A 16,429-nucleotide genomic window follows, 5' to 3' on the forward strand; every position below is an offset into this window, starting at 1 on the left:
GCTTGTGGTCGCAGATGATTTTGCGCAGTGTTTTGGGAGTAAAAACCAAAGCCCCTAAAGGAGCCCCCTATGTTTAATGCATTAATCGTCGAGAAACTTGAAGACGGCACCACAAGCGCAAGTATTCAGAATATTTCCGAGGATCGCCTACCAGAAGGCGAGGTGACCGTCGCGGTGGACTATTCGACAGTCAATTACAAAGACGGGCTTTGTGTAGGGCCGGGTGGCGGTTTGGTGCGCAATTATCCGCATGTTCCGGGTATCGATTTCGCAGGAACCGTTCTCGACAGTTCCGATGCACGTTACAAGGCAGGCGACAAAGTTGTTTTGACGGGGTGGCGCGTGGGCGAAGCGCATTGGGGTGGTTACGCGCAAAAGGCGCGGGTGAAGGCAGATTGGCTTGTGCCGTTACCCGAAGGGCTTACTCCGCGTACCGCGATGGCCGTTGGAACCGCAGGTTTTACGGCGATGTTAGCGGTTATGGCACTTGAAGATCACGGTCTAACCCCCCAAAAAGGAAAGGTTTTGGTGACTGGTGCCGCTGGCGGCGTTGGCTCTGTGGCCACGGCAATCCTCGCAAATCTCGGCTATCAGGTGGCCGCTGTCACGGGGCGTCCTGAAACGGCTGACTATTTGAAATCGCTGGGCGCGACCCAGATTGTTCCGCGCGAAGATCTCGCCGAAACGGTCAAACGTCCGCTTGAGGCGGAACAATGGGCCGGATGCATCGACGCGGTTGGCGGCGCGATGTTGGCGCGTGTTCTGGGGCAAATCTCCTATGGCGGGTCGGTTGCTGCGATAGGTTTGGCGGGCGGGGCGGGACTTCCGGCGACGGTCATTCCGTTCCTTCTGCGCGGGATAAATCTCCTCGGCATCGACTCGGTGATGCAACCTTTTGAAAATCGCAAACGGGCGTGGGCACGCATTGCGACGGACCTGCCGCTTGATAAACTTGAGGCAATGGTGGTGCCCGCAACCCTCAGTGATTTACCGCAATTGGGTGCGGATATCATCAAAGGGAAAATCAAAGGCCGCGTTGTTGTGGACGTAAACGCCTAAAAAATAGCGCGCGCGAGGCGTGGTTTGATTGCAACCCTCGCGCGCCCATTCACAAAGCCCGCGCGAAATCCTTGCCCAAACGCCCAAAACCCGCATAAATCGTGGAAAACGAATGAGGTTTCTATGCTTTCTGCATCCCGAGTAGTCGCTGGCGTTGTTTTCGCGATTGTCACATGGTTCGCTTGCGAATTCGTTGTTTTCACATTGCCCGATGACAAAAATCCTGGTCTGTTTTCCGTCATAAGTGCGGCACTCGCCTTTGTTGTCGCGTGGCGCATCGCAGGCCCCCATCAGCGCGAAGGGTATAAGGCTGCGTTTTCTACGGGGCTTACGACGGCAGTGGCCATCACCATTTGTGTGACGTTTCTTCATGCAGGGATCGAGATGATCGATCAGTCGATGCGCAAAGCCTATGGTGGCCCCATGGAAGCCATCGTTGATATGTTTAGTATCGCGGGCAAATATGCGATGATCGCAGCGACACCTTTCCCCATTGCCATAATGGTTTTTGGCGGAATTTTTGGTGGTTTTGCCGTGGAATGGGCCAGCCGCCGCTGGAACTGATACGTTTCCCAATTCAATTGATATCCCATATTTAGGACACGCCGTGACAGCCCTTTTTCTCTATGGTTCCCTGCGGCACGATCCGCTTCTTGAAGTCGTGCTGGGCAATGAGACTCTGCCTGAAAACCACCCCGCTTCCTTGCAAGATCATTGTGTATATTGGGCCAAAGACGCGGGTTATCCGTGCTTATTACCTGCTGCGGGCCTCACAGCCCAAGGCGTGGTCCTGCCCAACCCTACTAAGCAGATGCAAGCGCGGATGGACTTCTACGAGGCCTGTTTTGACTATGACGTGCACCGTGTGACGCTCACCGATGGGCAGGAAGCGCTTATTTATTTGCCCCCACAAGTGATTGAAGCTGGTCCGCAGTGGTCGCTTGCCGATTGGCAAACGGTTTGGGGGCCGATTTCGGTTGAGGCCGCGCGCGAAGTCATGGCGGCGTTTGGCCGCGAAGTCCCCAAGGAGGTTGGTAAGCGTTTTGGCGTCATCCGTGCCCGCGCCGCCTCCAAATTGCGCGCACAATCTGCGCCGTTAACCAACCGCTTTTCCACAACAGACGTAACGATCATCGCGCAGAATCGCGCCTATGATCATTTTTTCGCACTGGACGACGTGCGTCTGACCCATCGCCGCTTTGATGGCGACGTCAGCCCTGAAATCGAACGCGCCATCTTTGTGATGGTCGATTCCGTCACTGTTTTGCCCTATGACCCCGTGTTGGATCGCGTTCTTTTAATTGAGCAATTTCGCGTCGGACCGTTGATCCGCGGTGACACGTCGCCGTGGAGTGTTGAGCCAATAGCAGGGCGGGTTGATGCCGGAGAGACCCCTGAGATGGCGGCCCATCGAGAAAGCTTGGAGGAGGCGGGCCTGACCGCGCTTGAGCTTGAACTCATTGGGGAATATTACCCATCCCCCGGTGCTATTACCGAGTATTTATACAGCTATATCGGCATCACGGACCTCTCGAAGGTTACGGCAGGTTTGGGCGGTGTCGCGGCGGAGGGCGAAGATATACAGCGCCACATTCTGAGTTTTGACGCCTTCATGGAACGGGTCACAAGCAGGGCAGGCGCCAACGGCCCGCTGCTCCTCTCAGCCTACTGGTTGGCGCAAAATCGCGACCGTTTGCGCGCTCAAGCGGTTGGCGGCGCTTGAGTTCCCGTTCAGAGCATCCTAAACAAGAGAGCAACTCAATATAAAGGGCTCGAAATGCGCGTTTGCAAAGATTTGCCAGACCTAATCGGCAACACTCCTCTGATCCGACTGAACGCCGCTTCTGAGGCGACCGGATGCGAAATCTTGGGCAAGGCGGAATTCCTTAACCCTGGGCAGTCCGTTAAGGACCGTGCGGCACTCTATATCATCCGCGATGCGATCGCCTCGGGGGCGCTCAAACCGGGTGGAACAATCGTTGAAGGCACCGCTGGCAATACCGGTATTGGCCTCGCCCTCGTTGGATCTTCGATGGGTTTTAAAACGGTGATCGTGATCCCCGAGACTCAAAGCCAAGAGAAGAAAGACATGATCCGTCTTGCGGGCGCTGAATTGGTTCAGGTTCCGGCCGCGCCGTATAAAAATCCAAACAATTATGTGCGCTATTCCAAACGCTTGGCGGAAAAACTTGCCAAAACCGAACCTAATGGCGCGATCTGGGCAAACCAGTTCGATAACGTCGCAAATCGGCAAGCCCATCTGGAAACCACGGCCCCTGAAATCTGGGAGCAGCTGGATGGAAAAATCGACGGATTTATCTGCGCGGTTGGCTCCGGCGGTACCTTGGCAGGAGTTGCAATGGGACTGCGCGCCAAAAACGCGGATGTCAAAATCGGTTTGGCCGATCCCCAAGGCGCAGCTCTTTACAATTTTTATACCAATGGTGAACTAAAATCCGAGGGCGACTCAATTACCGAAGGCATCGGGCAGGGGCGCATTACCGCCAATTTGGAGGGCCTAAAAGTTGATTATGCCTACGAAATTCCGGATTCCGAAGCGTTGCCCTATGTGTTTGACCTTCTACGCGACGAAGGCCTGTGTTTGGGCGGGTCCAGCGGCATCAATATCGCGGGGGCCGTGCGCCTTGCGCGTGAAATGGGCCCAGGCCATACCATTGTGACCATTCTTTGCGACTATGGAACACGATACCAAAGCAAACTGTTCAATCCCAGTTTCCTAAAAGAAAAAGGCTTGCCTTACCCAGAATGGCTTGCGGCCTCGCCGCGCTCCATCCCCGGTGTTTTTGAGGATTGATTGAATGCAAGTATTGAGTCGCTGCGGCGGGGTGTTTCGCTGGATTTTTAGCGCGGTTGCCGTTTGCGTCGCGCTTGGGGCGCAAACATCCCCCGCAGTAGCGCAATCTCCCAACGACGCTTCGGCCGCAACAATTCCGATCTCCAGACCTGTCAGCGAATCGGAAACCGCGCCTGAAAAAACGTCGCCTGCAGAAGAGGCGGGCGACGATGGTTCCTTTGAGATTTTGCGCACGTTGCGTTCGACCGTTTTGGAGAACGGGAAAACCTACGGCGATTGGGAAACGTTTTCCAAGCAGGCGCAAAAAGACGTAGTGAACGCAACCGAGACTACGGAAAACCTTGAGTCTCTGCGTAAAAAAATTGTTGTTTGGAGAGATCTATTTCTTGGCAAAGAAGGCCTTAATTCCGGTCAAATTTCAACGCTCGACGGCCAGATTGAGGCGCTGTCCCCCGCGCCATCATCAGGCACCAACGGGACCGAACAAGAGACCGCAGAAATTGTAAAATTTAAACTGAAGAGCCTTGAAAAGGAACGCGCGGTTCTGCGGGTACCTTCTCTTGCGGCGGCCGAAGCGTTTGCATTGGCCACAGGGCTAATTCGCGAGATCGACCGTATTATAAACGCGCGGAAACGCTCGGAATTCCTAGTGTCTACCCCTTCGCCAATTCTTCCGAAGTATTGGGCCCAGACCATTGAATATCTTTATGATTTCTATGGCATTATCCCGGCAGAAACGCGGGTAGAATGGCATAAAAAGGATCGCAACCAGAACCTCCTGACGAATGCCCCACGCATTTTGCTGTTTCTCCTAATGGCCTTGGTGATGTTTCTGCGCTGGGGAACTTGGATGTCAAAAGCGCAAGACCGCGTGGCGCAACAATCGAGTGAACCCTTGCGCAGGTTTTCCTCAGTTGCCTTGTCTGCACTCACGAATTTGGCCCCGCTTTTTGGAATTTTGCTGATCCTTAAAGTGCTTGTTCTCTTGGGTCTATTCGGATCGCACGGGTTGGCTTTGGTTTCGGGGCTCGGGCAACTGGCCTTGATGTTTGTTGTTGGGCGCTGGCTGGGACAAAAGGTGTTTCCGCGGGAAAACGTAGGCAGCGAAATTTTTCAACTGACGGCGGCTCAACGTGCCGAAGCGCGGTTTTATACAAACATCTTGAGTGTTATCCTGGGACTATCTTCGTTGGGTATCCTTATGTTTGGCATTTCTACTCCTGAAAAGGGCGTCGAGGCCGTTTTGGTCTATCCGCTCATTCTCGGCTCTGGATTAGTGAGTTTTCGACTCGTTCAATTGTTCCGCAAGGGCGTCCTTGATGAACTCGAAAATAGCGATGGAACAACAAACCCAACTTTCCGCAATCAGGTCATCGCCTTTATAAGCCGTTTGGTGATGATACCAGCTATTTTGGGGCCCATTCTTGCAACGCTTGGGTATTATAATGCTGGGGTGATGGTGACGTCGCCTTTGATCCCTTCATTGGCCCTTTTGGCCGTTATTCTTATCCTCCATCAGGTTTCCAATCAGGTTTATGATTTGATTGCATGGCGATTTGGCGCATCACAGGAATCGATCATTCCTGTTCTCGTCGGTTTTGTTTTGGCGATTGGGTCCATCCCTCTTTTCGCAATTATTGCGGGGGTACGTCCGGCCCAAATCTTTGATTATTGGAACCTTTTCTTAAACGGCTTTACCTTCGGAACAACACGAGTTTCCCCCTCGAGCCTGCTGTTGTTTTTGTTTGCGTTTGGCGCGGTCTTTACAATTACGCGGCTTCTTCAAGGGGCATTACGCAGTACACTCTTGCCAAAAACCACGCTCGACATTGGGGGGCAAAATGCCATCGTGTCTGGCCTTGGATATGTTGGGATCTTCCTTGCGGGGCTCGCGGCAATTATGGTGGCAGGGATTGATCTTAGCTCCTTGGCGATTGTCGCTGGGGCCTTGTCGGTCGGTATTGGTTTTGGCCTTCAAAACATCGTTTCCAACTTTGTGTCGGGCATAATTCTACTGGCAGAAAGACCGATATCCGAGGGCGACTGGATTGAAACCAGTGACGGCCAAATGGGGTATGTCCGCGATATTTCGGTACGCTCAACTCGGATCGAAACGTTTGACAGAACGGATGTTATCATTCCCAACGGTGACCTCGTTTCCGGCGTTGTGACGAACTGGACGCGCGGCAATTCGATTGGTCGGCTTATTTTGCCTATAGGCGTTGCCTATGACTCGGATTCAAATCAAGTCGCGGATCTCCTGCTCGAAGTTGCCAATGGCCACCCAATGGTCTTGGCCACCCCCGAACCCAAGGCCCTGTTTCGCGGGTTTGGCGCGTCAAGTTTGGATTTTGAGTTGCGGCTCATTTTGCGGGACATTAATTGGAAACTAAATGTTCAAAGCGACCTAAATCATGAAATTTTGCGACGTTTCAATGAAGAGGGCATTTCCATCCCATTCCCACAATCGGACCTTTGGTTGCGCAATCCCGAGGACTTAAAAGGGTTTGGCCCACCCCCTGCAAAACCGTTAGAAGAGCCTTCCATATGAGTGTAAAACTGTTTCAACAAGACCCGTATCTGCGCGATGCTCCTGCCACGGTTTTGGCCCACACCCCCGAAGGGGGAGTGGTTTTGGATGGCTCGATTTTTTATCCAACCGGTGGTGGGCAACCCGGCGATAGCGGGAAGCTCACATGGGCGCCATCCGAGACCCTTGAGGTGGCGACAACCATCAAGGGGCAGGGCGAGCAGATCATCCTCCTTCCCGCCACTCCAGCGCCACTTCCGCCCATTGGGACCGCGGTAATACAACAGCTAGACTGGGAACGTCGTCACCGCCACATGCGGATTCACACAGCGCTTCATATCCTGTCGGTGGTGATCCCTTTGCCGGTGACCGGAGGCTCAATCGGGTCTGAAAAAGGGCGTCTCGACTTTGATATGCCCTATCCGCTGGAAAATCGCGAGGCGCTTGAGGAGGGGATAAATGCGCTCATAGATCGCGATCTCCCCATTACCGAAACGTGGATTACGGATGCTGAACTCGACGCGAACCCCGGTCTGGTTAAGACGCTCCGCGTTCAACCGCCCCGAGGTTCAGGGCGCATCCGGCTCATCGCAATAGGCGAGGGTCGCGAAATGATTGATTTGCAGCCCTGTGGCGGTACACATGTGGCACGCACTGGCGAAATTGGCCTGATTCATTTCGGCAAAGTCGAGAAAAAAGGCGCAACCAATCGACGGGTCAACATTCTACTAGATGTCTAGATTTCGCATGATTTTTAAGGCTAAATGCCAAATGCAATTGATCCCAGAATTAGAGTCTGAGGCACAGATTCAAGTTTTAGTGCTAATTCCACTATTTGCCCTTGCGCCCCTTCAAACCCCACACTAAAACCCGCCTAACGGACAGGTGGCCGAGTGGTCGAAGGCGCACGCCTGGAAAGTGTGTAGGCGGGTGACCGTCTCCAGGGTTCGAATCCCTGTCTGTCCGCCACTACCACCTTAACTAGTTGTTTTTGTTCGCATTTATATGCAAAATTGGAACTAGTTGGAACTTTCACCCATTCGTTATGACTTTGCGCAGGTCGGCAGACTTGGAATATAGGCCTGCTTCATGCTTGGACTCGTGGCCTAAAATTGCCATGCGTTGCTCTGGCGTTGCACCGTTCTCTTTGAACATCGATGCGCGATATTTACGAACGCCATGCGATGAAAGATGCGGCATGCCGGCGGCATTGCACGCGCGTGAGAACCAGCTTGCGGCTCCCTTGTGCAATCTTGGTGTGCCAAAGCTGGTGCACATGAATAACGCGAAGTGTCGCTTGGGCTGGGCTGCAAGGGCGCGTTCTAAATCGTCTGTCCATCCAAACCAGTTAGGCGCGACCAGGCCATTAAACGGCGCGGTTGCCATACTAACAGACTTCTTGCGCGTGTAGGTCAGCCAACCTTCATCATCCACCATATTGGGGCCAAGTGTCACGGCGTCACCGATTGCTGCGCACGAGCGATAAAGAACCTCAAATGCAACGCGCTCTTGCGAGTGCAGAGGCCAATGGCCAACTGCTAAGCCCAATCCTTTTGCCAAGGCCTGAGGCCATATCGACTTTGCAAAGTACTTGATTGAAACGCAGTTTTTTGACACCTTCAATGAAAATAATATTTCATTTTGGGAATGTTAGTCGATTCAAACAGCTTTCCTTCTCGATGCCTAAATTTGTTTAAAAATTAATAGGATTGAATTATGTCAGTGTCATCCGACTTTCGCGAAGCAAATGTTTTTTTTAATGAAATCAAGCAAGCATTCGAACAAGCCCGCCAGCGGTTCGAAAATGATGTCAGTAGATTGGCGGGTCTCTCAGACGATGATCCAATCGCAAGCTCGGCCGCGTCGGGCTGGAAAAACTGGACAAAATCACTTCGTTCCCATGTTCTTGGTGTCGCAGCGGAAACTCATACAAGCAATGAGATGGTTCAGGCGATTTTAGGGTCATCTGTGCATACAGACCCGGATACCAGGCTGATCTTCGCAGACGAAACGGGGATGCCGCGCCTAAATCAAGAGTATAAAACGATTTCTTCGGAAACGCCGTCGCGTCTTGGACGGACTGCCGTCACAAACGAAGCATCGGATGCTGTTGGTCAGTTGGGGGTCCCGGCACGTTCACAGGCTGGCGATATGAGCCAAGCGGTTATCCATGTGAAAAACACCAATCCTTGGCCCTGCACCGAAACGATTGCCAAAACCATAACTGCCAGCCTTCCAAGTATCGGTTTTGGGGCGTTCAATCAGGTGGCTCAGCAGAATTTTTGGCTTGCCCAACAGCTAGAACTGCATGCGGCGGCAAACATGTCTGCTCTAAACATCACGCCTGGAATGTCAGTGATCGTCTACAGTGCAAGATGGCGACGGCAGTTCCGATTTACTGGGACAAAGGTTTTTTGCGACGGCATTAAATAGTGAAGCGCCAGATACGCCCGGCTATTCTTCTTTGAAGGCTGACGACGAACAACGGCAGCTATGGGTTCCTAGTCTACCCTTGCCCTAAAGTGCATATTGCCCAGACATGAATTCCACAACTCAAATTTCCCCTCGCGTGGTTGATTTGGAAGGGATTAGAAAAGTATTCAGTCGATTTCTTTATGCTTTAACAGGCATTTCGAATGATCTTTCCAAGAGGGTGCCTATGCCATTCTCCTAATATTGTCCTTCGCCTTAACCGGCGGCGGCAGTTATTTCTGCGTTTGGGAAGCGTTACTGCGTCACAAATCATCTTGAGTCCCAGACTTTTCGGTTTTTGTTGCACAAAGCCGTTTTCCACTTTCTTGCCTTGGTTACGGTGTGTCTGGGAAAGTTTTTAGGGCTAATCGATTGCTTTGGCTAGACAATCTCCAGGTTTTGGTTCCAGTGCGTTTTAGGAGGGCGTTAGAATGCTATCCACGATAGTTGATAAGGCGTTCAACTCGCCGACGATTGCCTTTACCGCTGCAATGACCTTTTCCACGGGCCACGCAGCAGAATTTAAGATTACTTCTAACGGCTGATTTAGTTTTTAGCAGAAATCGTAACTAGGGGCGGGAACCGACCTTCGCTACGTTTAGCGCCGTTGTCGGCAGCGCGGGCTCTGCGGCCGTCGAAAAAGCTCTTCAAGTTGATGACTGCGTCAGTCTGCGCTCTCCTGTAGATACTCAATAGTATTCCGTATTGAATTTGATCGCGCAAAGAATGAGAGGCCCAAATGCCCTCCCGCCAACACTTCGGTACAACATTCGCATTGCTACCATTCGTGCGCGATGCAACTGCACAGTTTTCTAGAGCTCGGTAAGACCACCGGACTAAGGGCGGAATGTCGAGATGTTGATACGGTTGGTTAGAGAGCATCCGGTTTTGGTGGAAGAAGGGTCGCAAAGGCTGGGGTAAGGTATCAATTTGCCCCCTCTGAGCTTCAACCTACCGCAACTTCACGACAATCTCTTCGGGCTTGGGTCTCTTCATGGCCATCTATGGTCCTCCGTTTCCTAACGATAGGGACGGACCACTTCAAAGGGGGAGGCTTAGGTCTATCCCAACAATCGACATGCTGACTTTGCTTCCACTGGATACTTCATGGCCAATGTCAGGTTTCGTCGCGCTAAATTGCTAGGTTGGACATGCGGAATGTACATTAATGACGGCGCGGTCTGCTAAACTGCAACTTGCGAGCCCAATTCTACGACCCGGTCACGCGGCAGATGATAGAAATCGGACGGATCGGCCGCCAAGCGCGACATAAAAATGTAGAGGTGGTCTTGCCAAATTGGCATCCCGATGTCTGCTTTGGCGACAAGCTTACGGCGACCAAGGAAGAAAGTGGTTTTCATGCCTTCGAACTGCAGGCCCTGCTTGCGGCAAGTCCCCAACGCGCGGTTGACGTTGGGCGTTTCCATGAAGCCAAACCGCAGACTGATCCGTTCGAACCGATCGCTCAGACGATCAATGACAGCACGTTCGTTCTCGGGCACGCGCGGTACGTCACGTGTCTCGACGGTCAAGACGATAATATGCTCGTGCAGGACATGATTGTGTTTGAGATTGTGCAAGAGCGCCGGCGGCGTGGCGGCAACATCGCTGGTCAGAAATACGGCTGTTCCGGGAGCACGAAGAGCCGAGCTTTTTTCGATTCTCGGAATGAAATCATCCAAGGGCACTGAAGTTTTACGAGACTGCATGAACAGTTGCTGTGTACCGCGTGCCCAAGTCCACATAACAATCACCAAACTTGCGCCAAGTAGAAGCGGGACATACCCCCCGTCCGGAACTTTCGCGAGATTGGCAGCAAGGAAAACGGTCTCGATCAGCAAGATAGGGGCAAGCGTCACCATGGCAATGGCCTTTGGCATGCCCCAGACCCGATGCAACATGAGGTAGGCGAGCGCCGTCGTGACGATCATTGTACCGCTGACCGCGATCCCATATGCCGCCGCCAAGGCCGTCGACGTCTGAAAGGCAAGTACGAGGATCACAACGCCCACGAGCAGCAGAGCGTTGATGACGGGTAGAAAAATCTGGCCCGTCTCGGTGGTTGACGTGTGACGGATCATGAGGCGCGGGAGTAGCCCAAGATGTATTGCTTGGCGGGTCATCGAAAACGCGCCTGTAATGACAGCCTGGCTTGCGATTACCGTAGCAATTGTGGCTAAAATAACCAAACCTGGCAGCGCCCAAGAGGGCACCATCAGAAAAAAAGGATCAGACACTGCTGAAGGCGTCTGCAGGATAAACGCACCTTGCCCCAAGTAATTGAGCACGAGCGCCGGAAAGACGAGGGCAAACCAGGCAATCTGTATGGGTTTGCGGCCAAAGTGTCCAAGGTCGGCATAAAGTGCCTCGGCGCCTGTAACGGCCAAGAATATTGCTCCCAAGACGATAAATGCTACTTTTCCATGCTCCGTCATGAAGGACATCGCAAAACGGGGATCAAAGGCCCACAGGATACTTGGATTTTCTACAATCTGTGCCACACCTGCGGCCCCCATGACAAGAAACCAGACTACCGTGATCGGGCCGAACCACCGGGCAAGCGGACCGGTCCCACGGCTTTGCACCATGAACAGCGATACGAGAATGCCGATAGCAATTGGGATCACGTAAGGCTCGAACAAGGGAGTGACGAGCTTCAGGCCCTCGACAGCGGAAAGAACGGATATCGCCGGCGTGATGATCGCATCCCCGAAAAACAAGGCCGCACCCGACACGCCCAGAACGAAGGCCACTCCAATTCTTCTGGGTTTCTTTTGGACGAGAGCCACGAGTGACAAAATCCCGCCTTCACCATGGTTATCCGCGCGCAGAAGAAACAAGACGTATTTCAGGGTCACGATCAGGATCAGCGCCCAGAGCAGCAAGGACACGACTCCAAGAATCTCAGCTTGGGTCAAACCATCTGCGGCGGCGGGGCGCAGCGCCTCGCGAAACGCATAGAGCGGACTTGTGCCGATGTCGCCGTAAACGATGCCAACTGCGCCGATTGTCAAAGCGGCGGTCCGTTTGGGGCGGTGGGCGTCGTCGCCGTGACCTTGCAGCGCTGAGGAGGCTTCATTCTGCGATGGCATTACTCGGGTCCTTAAAAAAAGCTCAGCATTGCGAAAGTGCCTGCCGAAAAAATGGCAAAGACGATCACGGTTGATACTAGACTGGCAACCACGCCGCCAGCAAGCCACACCCCATCATGTTCACCCAGACCTAGTGCCAGCGTGATCACCGACACCGCAGGCAGGGCATTTGCAAAGGGGATCGGCAGGAACATGAAAATGGCCATCACGAGACTGGTAAGTCCGACGACCCTTTCCGCCACGACCCGCGAAAACGGCCAATAGCGCGGCCGCGCCATGCGTTCGACCCATTAGATCCAAGGGACGGCCTTAATGACAATCCGGGTGAACGTGACATGCTCTATGAAACGCTCGTTCAAAACCTTGGGCAGCCAGACCGCAGGCCGACCAAGTATGAGCTGACAAAGGATGAATATAAGTGGCAATCCCGTGATGACCGATGATCCGGGCACGAAGAAGAACACGTTCGGCAGCGAGAACAGGATAATCAGAGGCACGAAACTTCGTTCCCCAAGTGCGGTGATCAGATCGCCAAGCGAGATGCGTTCGCCCGCGCCCTGATCGAGTTCCCGCAGGACGTCCGATAGCTTCTTTGCGGGTGCCCCATTGCCAAGGGGCAGTCCTGATGACAGAGTGTTCATTCGGTTATGACATGGATAATTGGGGCAGAAACCGAACCATCAGCCGCTCCGCGAGTTCGCCACAGCGACACGGCGATTCCGCCAATCAGAATAGTCAACGTGATCCCCAGCGAAATCGAAGCAGAAATCTTTTCCAGCCCCAGAACCTCGGCTGCAATAACCTTGCCACCAATAAAGATCAGAACCAGCGACAATGCTGTCGGAAGGTAGGTAAAGCGATGGATCATGGCAGACAAAGCAAAATACAGCGCCCTGAGACCGAGTATGGCGAAGATGTTTGATGTGTAGATGATGTAGGGATCCTGCGTAATCGCAAAGATTGCGGGGATCGAGTCGACAGCGAAAATAACATCTGCCAGTTCGACCATCACAAGCGCCAAAAAGAGCGGCGTCACATATAGCGCCACTTTGCCAGTATTGGCGTGAGGCACGCGGACAAAGAAGCGTTCGCCATGCAGATCTTCGGTCACTCGAAACTTGGTTCTCATGAACCGCAGCACGGGATTGGCCGCAACATCATATTCGCCGCCTCCCGACATCAGCATCTTGATCCCCGTAAAGATCAGAAACGCCGCGAAAATCAAAAGAACCCAATCAAAACGCGCGACCACCGCCGCGCCAAGGCCGATCATGATACCACGCAAGATAACAACGCCAATGATGCCATAGACCAGCACCCGATGCTGATAGGCGCGCGGCACACCGAAATATCCAAAGATCATCGCGATAACGAAAATGTTGTCCAGTGCGAGGCTTTTTTCAACCACAAAGCCGGTCAAATACTGAAGTGCGGACGATTGGCCCAAAAAGTACCAAACCCAAAGCGAGAACAGCAATCCGATGCTGATGTAGAAGGCTGACAGCATCAGGCTTTCGCGCACCCCGATTCCATGGGATTTGCGTTGCAACACGCCAAGGTCGAAGATCAAAAGCGCCAGAACGAGCAAAAGAAAACCAATCCAACTCCATACAGGTTTTCCCAAGAAATCGACAAAAAGAAGGTCCATGTCACCAAAACTCCGAAAAAGACGGTTGAAGAGTACTTGAAAGTCTCGTTCACCCAACGCGCCGCAGCTTCAGGAGCAAACCTTGACCCAGCATATACGAAGTGGTGAGTAGCGAATTGGCGCACAACACCTGCCAGAGAAATCAATTTTTTGCATGCGATCTTGATTTTCTATTGTCATCACAGGGACAGGGCAGTCACATCTAGGCAAGCGATTAACCGCTGATCAATGTTCCGGAAATCGCAAATTTCGGGATGATTGTCTGGCGCAGCAGATTGCAGCCGTCTTGGTCCCTAGTTCACGCGCGTTACCAGCAGCTTGTCGATGCGGCGACCATCCAGATCGACGACTTCGATTGACCAGTTCTGCAGATCAAATCGTTCTGCGACCTCGGGCAGCCTGCCGATCTTCTCAAGGACAAATCCGGCTGCCGTCTCGTAATCACGATCATCGTCAAGCTCCAGCGACAACAGATCGGCGAATTCATCCACGGGCATCCAGCCCGCGACTAGGTACGATCCGTCGGCACGTGTGACGACTTTGGGTTCGTCCGCTTCGCTGTCTGGGAAGTCGCCGGTTATGGCCTCCAAAACGTCCATCGGTGTGATGATACCTTCGAAATGGCCATATTCATCATAGACGAGCACCATATGCGCGGGCGCCGTGCGCAACCTTTCGATGACCTCCAGCGCGCTTTGTCCACCCTGGACGACCGGCGCTTCACGCAGCAGAGCGCGCAAATCGAAGGGTTCGTTCATCAATGCGGGCCCCAAAATGTTGCGTGTCATCAACACGCCGATGATGTCGTCTGCATCGCCGTCCTGAACCGGCAGTCTGGACCGGCTCATCCCGCGAAGCTGTTTGAGGATCTGCGCTGTGCTGCTGGATGCGTTGAGCGTTTCAACCTCGTGGCGCGGCGTCATAAGCCCACGCGCCGTACGGTCGGCCACGCGCATGACACCCGCGATCATCCCGCTTTCGGCGCGGTTCATGGCTCCGGTGCTTTCGGCCTCGGCGATGATCAGGCGCACTTCTTCATCGCTCACCTTTCGCGACTGGGCGCCGGACTGACCGAGCAGACGCAATACAATCTTGCCGGACCGATCAAGCACCCAGATCAGCGGTGCTGCGACGCGCGCAATGAGCCCCATCATCGGCGCCATACGGGCCGCGACCTGTTCGGGCGCACGCAAAGCGATCTGTTTGGGAACAAGCTCGCCCACGATCAGCGACAGATAGGTGATGGCCACAACCACGAGCCCCACACCAAGTGGCTGGGAAAACTTCACCGCCAAACCCGCCTCAACCAAAGATGAGGACAAACGCGCACCAAGCGTCGCACCGGAGAAAGCGCCCGCTAACACCCCCACCAGTGTGATGCCGATCTGAACACTGGACAGGAACCGACCGGGGTCCTTGGCAAGCGTGATGGCTATCGCGGCACCCCTGCTGCCCTTGTCAACCATCAGTTTCAATCGGGCGGGGCGGGCAGACACGATGGCAAGTTCGGACATCGCCAGCACGCCATTGATGAACGTGAGCAGAATGACGACTGCAATTTCTAAGACCATTCTCTCCAACTTTTACCGGACAGTTCCGGAATCCATTTCACAGGTTTTGTGTTAAATACCACGATGCGGGCCCATCCAGCCGCGCGCTAATTCCGAAAGAGCCGAAATGCACTGCCGACGATATCCCAAAGGTCCCACAGCCGAGCGTAGTAGTGTTCGCGTACGGCGAAGGGCTTGTCGCCGGAACCGCAAAGCTCCACCTCAAGCGTGTCGATCAGGCGCATTAGACGACGGCGGTGAATGCCAAGACGGCTCTGGATCGGATCGGCCAGCACACCCGCAAACGCGGCAAAGACCGACCCAATCATGATAAGGATCGTCACACTTGCGGCAAAAAACAGGGGTGATGCGCCTGTGGGGAACATGCCGTACCATAGGCCTCCGATGGTCTGACCCATGGGAAACTCCGCAATAGCAGTGGTCTGGGCCATGGCGTCCGCAACGCCGGGTGCCATCGATATCATACCAGGTGTCAGAGCCTGGAACACAAACGCGCCCACGGTCAGCGTGACCAGGCCCGTGGTCATCTCTGCCACCGCCGACCGCGTCCCCGCGTAATCACCAAGCGCATCCGCAATCCTCTGACCGAGAACCTGCACCTCTGCCGCGTCTGCGCGTTTACGGATCAACTCGCGAAACTGGGGGGCTGCAAGAACGGCGCGAGACAGCGCACACGGGTCACAAGCCGCGGCCCCTTGCGACATAGGCAGGACCAGAAGGTCAGTCGCAATAAGAGCCTCTACCCGACGCGAGACCGCCGTGGGCAGCAGGATACGCCGCGCCGCAAGCCAGTTTGCAATTGCAGGCAACCTGATCCGCCGACACACAATGGCGACGATCCGAGTCAGGACGAGGACCGGAGACAGGATCACGTTGATCGGCGCACGCAGGACATCCCAACCAAACGCGGCGCTGTGTAGATGCAAGGTCCCAGGCCAGGTAAAGTGGTGATCAATGAATTGGTCGACCCTTTTCCGTCGGTCCGCAAAATATGCATAGCCGTCAGGACCGGAGGCGTCGCCTTTTGACATGGCACTCGATGATGAGATCATGGTGGTCATCCACCATCTCCTTTGTTTCTGCGCGGGCGCTTTTCTTTTGGCGGGAATGGGTAACATCCTCCCGCCTTGGGATCCAATACTAGAGGTCGTGTCGCCACTGCTTTCCTTCAAGGGTCGCTGCGTAGCATATTTGTGCGGCTTGTCCGTCCGAGAATTATCTTTGGGCAGCCCTTGCAAGCGC

The 16,429-nt window shown here is 53.9% G+C and carries 12 protein-coding genes, 1 tRNA gene and 1 pseudogene; 8 read left to right on the forward strand and 6 right to left on the reverse strand.

The features are described from left to right. The first annotated feature begins 69 nt into the window (after nucleotides 1–69). The 7 genes from acuI (at nucleotide 70) to AB9F26_RS06235 (ending at nucleotide 7,373) form a co-directional block, all read left to right on the forward strand. Nucleotides 70–1,059: an acryloyl-CoA reductase gene (acuI, locus tag AB9F26_RS06205; RefSeq protein WP_369767607.1), complete on the forward strand. Its 990-nt coding sequence runs from the start codon at nucleotides 70–72 to the stop codon at nucleotides 1,057–1,059. 123 nt (nucleotides 1,060–1,182) lie between these two features. Further along, entirely contained in the window at nucleotides 1,183–1,623 is a 441-nt protein-coding gene (locus AB9F26_RS06210; RefSeq protein ID WP_335584913.1) for a TrgA family protein, read from the forward strand. Between the two features lie 43 nt (nucleotides 1,624–1,666). Further along, on the forward strand, nucleotides 1,667–2,782 hold the full coding sequence (locus tag AB9F26_RS06215) for an NUDIX domain-containing protein (protein ID WP_369767608.1): 1,116 nt from the start codon (nucleotides 1,667–1,669) through the stop codon (nucleotides 2,780–2,782). A 54-nt stretch (nucleotides 2,783–2,836) separates the two neighbouring features. Next, nucleotides 2,837–3,874 carry a cysteine synthase A gene (locus AB9F26_RS06220; RefSeq protein WP_039000133.1) on the forward strand — a complete coding sequence of 346 codons (1,038 nt, stop codon included), beginning with the start codon at nucleotides 2,837–2,839 and terminating at the stop codon, nucleotides 3,872–3,874. Nucleotides 3,875–3,878: 4 nt separating this feature from the next. Next, entirely contained in the window at nucleotides 3,879–6,425 is a 2,547-nt protein-coding gene (locus AB9F26_RS06225; protein WP_369767609.1) for a mechanosensitive ion channel family protein, read from the forward strand. Then, on the forward strand, nucleotides 6,422–7,144 hold the full coding sequence (locus AB9F26_RS06230; protein ID WP_335584917.1) for an alanyl-tRNA editing protein: 723 nt from the start codon (nucleotides 6,422–6,424) through the stop codon (nucleotides 7,142–7,144). Before AB9F26_RS06225 ends, AB9F26_RS06230 begins: the two co-directional genes overlap by 4 nt. A gap of 139 nt (nucleotides 7,145–7,283) precedes the next feature. After that, a tRNA-Ser gene (locus AB9F26_RS06235) sits at nucleotides 7,284–7,373 on the forward strand. Nucleotides 7,374–7,436: 63 nt separating this feature from the next. On the opposite strand, the gene AB9F26_RS06240 is transcribed toward AB9F26_RS06235, so the two are convergent. Beyond that, complete coding sequence (locus tag AB9F26_RS06240; RefSeq protein ID WP_369767732.1) at nucleotides 7,437–8,021, reverse strand: tyrosine-type recombinase/integrase; 585 nt, start codon at nucleotides 8,019–8,021, stop codon at nucleotides 7,437–7,439. Between the two features lie 99 nt (nucleotides 8,022–8,120). Here AB9F26_RS06240 and AB9F26_RS06245 point away from each other — a divergent pair, with 99 nt between their 5' ends. After that, the gene (locus tag AB9F26_RS06245) at nucleotides 8,121–8,837 is read left to right on the forward strand and encodes a hypothetical protein (RefSeq protein WP_369756209.1); all 717 of its coding nucleotides are present in this window, start codon (nucleotides 8,121–8,123) and stop codon (nucleotides 8,835–8,837) included. A 1,223-nt stretch (nucleotides 8,838–10,060) separates the two neighbouring features. On the opposite strand, the gene AB9F26_RS06250 is transcribed toward AB9F26_RS06245, so the two are convergent. From AB9F26_RS06250 to AB9F26_RS06270, 5 genes and pseudogenes are all read right to left on the reverse strand, one after another. Then, nucleotides 10,061–11,968, reverse strand: coding sequence for a potassium transporter Kup (locus AB9F26_RS06250; RefSeq protein WP_369767610.1), 1,908 nt, complete (start codon nucleotides 11,966–11,968; stop codon nucleotides 10,061–10,063). Between the two features lie 11 nt (nucleotides 11,969–11,979). Next, nucleotides 11,980–12,609 (reverse strand): annotated as a pseudogene (locus tag AB9F26_RS06255) (exopolysaccharide biosynthesis protein). Then, on the reverse strand, nucleotides 12,606–13,616 hold the full coding sequence (locus tag AB9F26_RS06260; protein ID WP_369767611.1) for a TerC family protein: 1,011 nt from the start codon (nucleotides 13,614–13,616) through the stop codon (nucleotides 12,606–12,608). Before AB9F26_RS06260 ends, AB9F26_RS06255 begins: the two are co-directional and overlap by 4 nt. 293 nt (nucleotides 13,617–13,909) lie before the next feature. After that, nucleotides 13,910–15,187, reverse strand: a complete 1,278-nt coding sequence (locus tag AB9F26_RS06265; protein ID WP_369767612.1) for a hemolysin family protein — start codon at nucleotides 15,185–15,187, stop codon at nucleotides 13,910–13,912. Nucleotides 15,188–15,273: 86 nt separating this feature from the next. Continuing rightward, the gene (locus AB9F26_RS06270) at nucleotides 15,274–16,248 is read right to left on the reverse strand and encodes a DUF6635 family protein (protein ID WP_369767613.1); all 975 of its coding nucleotides are present in this window, start codon (nucleotides 16,246–16,248) and stop codon (nucleotides 15,274–15,276) included. Nucleotides 16,249–16,429: the final 181 nt, after the last annotated feature.

It is taken from the genome of Falsihalocynthiibacter sp. BN13B15 (assembly GCF_041205415.1).
In the GTDB taxonomy this organism is placed as follows: Bacteria; Pseudomonadota; Alphaproteobacteria; order Rhodobacterales; family Rhodobacteraceae; genus Falsihalocynthiibacter; species Falsihalocynthiibacter arcticus.

Coding starts and splice junctions, on each gene's coding strand:
- acuI (WP_369767607.1), top strand. CDS start 70: ATGTTTAATGCATTAATCGTCGAGAAACTTGAAGACGGCACCACAAGC.
- AB9F26_RS06210 (WP_335584913.1), top strand. CDS start 1,183: ATGCTTTCTGCATCCCGAGTAGTCGCTGGCGTTGTTTTCGCGATTGTC.
- AB9F26_RS06220 (WP_039000133.1), top strand. CDS start 2,837: ATGCGCGTTTGCAAAGATTTGCCAGACCTAATCGGCAACACTCCTCTG.
- AB9F26_RS06225 (WP_369767609.1), top strand. CDS start 3,879: ATGCAAGTATTGAGTCGCTGCGGCGGGGTGTTTCGCTGGATTTTTAGC.
- AB9F26_RS06230 (WP_335584917.1), top strand. CDS start 6,422: ATGAGTGTAAAACTGTTTCAACAAGACCCGTATCTGCGCGATGCTCCT.
- AB9F26_RS06245 (WP_369756209.1), top strand. CDS start 8,121: ATGTCAGTGTCATCCGACTTTCGCGAAGCAAATGTTTTTTTTAATGAA.
- AB9F26_RS06250 (WP_369767610.1), bottom strand. CDS start 11,968: ATGCCATCGCAGAATGAAGCCTCCTCAGCGCTGCAAGGTCACGGCGAC.
- AB9F26_RS06260 (WP_369767611.1), bottom strand. CDS start 13,616: ATGGACCTTCTTTTTGTCGATTTCTTGGGAAAACCTGTATGGAGTTGG.
- AB9F26_RS06265 (WP_369767612.1), bottom strand. CDS start 15,187: ATGGTCTTAGAAATTGCAGTCGTCATTCTGCTCACGTTCATCAATGGC.
- AB9F26_RS06270 (WP_369767613.1), bottom strand. CDS start 16,248: ATGACCACCATGATCTCATCATCGAGTGCCATGTCAAAAGGCGACGCC.